The organism is Limosilactobacillus difficilis (genome assembly GCF_947387495.1).
In the GTDB taxonomy this organism is placed as follows: Bacteria; Bacillota; Bacilli; order Lactobacillales; family Lactobacillaceae; genus Limosilactobacillus; species Limosilactobacillus difficilis.
In genome coordinates this window covers 1-3927 of sequence record NZ_CANDNU010000072.1, presented here as the reverse complement: position 1 = coordinate 3927, position 3927 = coordinate 1, and the positions used below count along the sequence as shown (strand labels likewise).

The 3927-nt window shown below is 45.9% G+C and carries 2 protein-coding genes; both read left to right on the top strand.

The genetic code is table 11. The features are described from left to right. A partial coding sequence (locus tag QOR82_RS08820) for a transposase (protein WP_283584376.1) occupies window positions 1-1164 on the top strand: 1164 nt, incomplete at its 5' end. Window positions 1165-1306: 142 nt separating this feature from the next. Further along, on the top strand, window positions 1307-3927 hold a 2621-nt coding region (locus QOR82_RS08815), incomplete at its 3' end, for a Rib/alpha-like domain-containing protein (RefSeq protein WP_283584375.1).

The window sequence follows — 3927 nt, the reverse complement described above, 5'->3', positions numbered from 1 at the left end:
AATGTGGCCAAAGCACGGAAGCTAATTAACGAGATGAAGCATGAAGTTGAAGTAGATACCACTTTAGATGATTTTCAGATCGATGAGCTAGATACTACAATTGCCTTACTAGAACAGCGAATTGAAGAGCTCAATAAGCAGGTGGCCGAAACCACAAAGGTTTCGCCTAACCCCGCCAAGCAAGAACGTCGTCATGCCAAAAAGTATCTCCGCGCGCTAGATCACTGTCGCCAGAAAGACTTAGAATATAAGGCCCAAGTCGCGACCGCCGGCCGACGTAATAGCTATTCTAAAACTGATCATGATGCTACTTTTATGCGTTTGAAGGAAGATCCGATGCGTAATGGTCAAACCAAACCTGCATATAATCTTCAAATCATGACCAATTCGCAATTTGTGCTTGGCTATGATCTCATGCAGAATCCTACCGATACTAGAACGTTAATACCATTCTTAACGCATCTCGCCCAAAACGGCGTTTTGGGTCGAGAAATCGTGGCTGATGCTGGTTATGGTTCTGAACGTAATTATAAATATATCGAAGATGAGCTACCGGATTGTACGGCTCTTATTCCTTACAGCACAATGCTTAAAGAGAATAGTCGTAAATGGAAGTCTGATAATCGTAAAGTGATGAATTGGGAATACCACGACAAGGACGATTATTATGTAAATCCGGCTGGGGTTCGCTTTAACTTTAAACGTTACGCTTATCGCAATGATAAATATGGATTTCATCGCGACTTCAAAGTATATCAAGCTGAAAAGTACGATGAAAATCATCAAATTAACGCTAAAGCATTGACTCCACATGGCAATACCAAGTACATCATGGTAAATCCACAATGGGAGTATTTTAAGGCAAAAGCACGTAAGTCGCTTTCAAATTCCAATACTTATTCACGTCGTAAATACGATGTTGAAACAGTTTTTGGTAATTTGAAGGCTTATTTGGATTTCAAGAGGTTCACGGTACGTGGCCTCCAGAAAGCCAAAGGGCAAATAGGAATTGCCTTAATGGCATTGAATATGAAGAAATTGGCCGGAAGGCCGTCCAATTTCTTAGATAAAAAATCAAAAAGGAAAAGATCCATTCGAAAATTTTTCAATTTCCGAATGGATCTTCTTAATTTAGGGACTTATGTCACAGCCCCATCTCAGTGATCTTTTGATAAAGACGGTCTGTTATGCCGTGCTTTCTTTTGAGCGAACTATTAAATATAACGAAACGGGTGTATAATGAACTAAGATTATTTGATGATAAGTCAATTTGGATGGCTTACTCAAAAGGAAGGGGATTAGATGAATGAATAAGGAATTCCAAACGTTACGCAAGAAGCAACGGTTTGGCTTAAGAAAGCTGAATATCGGGGTGGCTTCCGTTCTGTTAGGATTTACAATTTTTGGTTATAATCTGGCCAGTCAAGCGCCGGTTGCCCACGCGGCCGCGACGGCTATCACTGGCTCGGGCGCGTCTGGTGAGGTAGTAAGTGGATCGTCCAGCAACAGTCAGGCCGCCAGGACGACCGGCTCTGCTGCGACCGACAGTCAAGCAGCCCCGGAGACCCAAGTGACGCAGAGCTCAGAGTCGGCAAACTCGGGCAATGCGACCTCCTCACCGGCCAGCCAAGCGGGGACGGTATCGGCCAACCATACTGCAATTGGCAAGACGCCTAGCAGTCAAACGGTGTCGGTAAATGAAACCACATCTTCGGCGACGCAAGCGCGAACTTTGATGATGAACTTAGCGGTGATAAATCCGGACACGGATACTTTACCTAAGAGTACCCAAACTTATACGGTGGTTTCTCAGCCGTTAATGACTGATTACCTTACTCACCTTCATGATGGTAAGTCGGATGGCAATACTTGGGTGGATAAGACCGTTGGACGTTTCCAAGACAGTACTTTGTATACGATTTTTACCACTACTCCAAAGCATACGTTTTGGTTTGGCACTATTTCAAAGGGGATCATTCCTAGCAACCCAGATAAATACTTCTTTGCGGCTTATGTCGATTACAATAGCTCATTCCACCGGGTCATCTTGTTGGCCCGGAGTCAAGATCCAAATGATCATAATCTGTACAGCTACACCATCCACACTGGAAAGCAAATTACGTCATCGACGATTGCAGCACCTAATACCGATACTCAGGAAGTTTACGGAGGGGCCAGTGGTAGTAAATATGATTTGATTTTTAAAAACTACCAAGGCAAGTCGTATGCGGTTATTTTGAAGGGCTTTGAACATGCTGATGGTGAATATGGGATGTTGCCAGTCTTTGATGGGGGCTTATTGGACCCTACGTACGGCTCTAATACTTACGATCAAAATGATGAGGCGGCCAAAACGAAGTCAATCGGTTCCTGGGCAAGTGCGATCCCACAGGAAACTTCGACCAAGGTTAGATACGTGGACCAAGCAACTGGAAAAGACATTGTTCAACCAATGGAAATTAGTGGCTTTGGTTATCAAGGCTTCAAAATTAAGGGTGATGCTCCAACGGTTACGGGGTATCATTTGGTATCCGAACCTAAGTTCCTGGGCTTGGCTTATGAAGACGGTACGATTTCGCCATATAAAGTTGGGCAAACTTATGATTTAGCTTTGTCGGATAGTGTCGTAATTAAGCAAACGGTGATTCATACCGATGGGACCGTGAGGGCGACTGCGTACTATAAGGGGAGTCCGTTGACGAATGCCAGCAAGGTCTTGGGGCGTAAGAGCTACAACGATCATATGAGTTTTGGTACCCCGGATGGTAAATTCTATACTTACACCAACCGAATTGGTCAGGTCGATGACAGCTATATTTACTACTACGCCAAGGACAGCGATCCCAAGGACAGCGAAATGCGGCTGCACTTCATTGATGTGACGGGCGTTAACAACAGTTACTACGCACCGTCCGATGGGCCAGAACTTGATGTTGATAAAGTTAAGACCATTCATGGCAACATTGGGGAAAATTACAGCTTTACCTACAAGGTGCCAACTAATTACTACGAAGTTGGCTCCAGTGACGTCACGGGGACGTACTCAGTGACGCACCACGATGCTTATGTTTATGTAAAGAAGCAGGCTGAAAATAAGCTTTATGCTCCGGTCGCCAGTGACCCGCTTACCGTGGAACAAGGGACGACGTTGACCACCGGTCAAGCAAAGGCCGCCGTTAAGTACAACGGTGATGTACCAAGTGATGCAACGTACGCGTGGGATCCGAATACGCCAGTTGATACCGCAACGGTTGGTTCGTACACGCCAAACGTAATTGTAACGTACGGTGATCATACGACCAGTTCAGTTCCAGTGACCGTCAATGTGGTGGCTAAGACTGATAAGAGTAACTACACCGTTGCGGCTGGGAAACCGGTCACCTTGACTCACGGTCAAAAAGTAAAAGTAGGTGACAGTCTTAATAGCAGCGCGGTGACCCTGAAGGACGCCAAGGGACAAGCGGTAAGTTTGCCAGATGGAGCGAAGGTCGTTTGGACGACCGCACCAGATACCAGTGAAGTTGGGAACGACAAGACTGGTCAAGCCAAGGTAGTTTATGGTGGTACATCGGAATCCGAGCCGGTCACGGTAACTTACAACGTGACGCCAAATGATGCAGATCAATACCAGCCAGAGTTAATCACGCCAGCGGTTGATCAAAACGCGCCAGTTGATCCAACCAGCGTAGTCACCAACCAAGACAAGTTGCCAAAGGGGACAACGTATAGTTGGACGAAGGAGCCTAACACTGAGACGGCTGGGCAACCAGCTACTGGTAGTTTGCATGTAGCTTACCCAGATGGGTCAAGCGAGGACGTCCCAGTTACGGTCAACGTGAAGTCAAACAAGGATCAATACCAGCCAGAGTTAATCACGCCAGCGGTTGATCAAAACGCGCCAGTTGATCCAACCAGCGTAGTCACCAA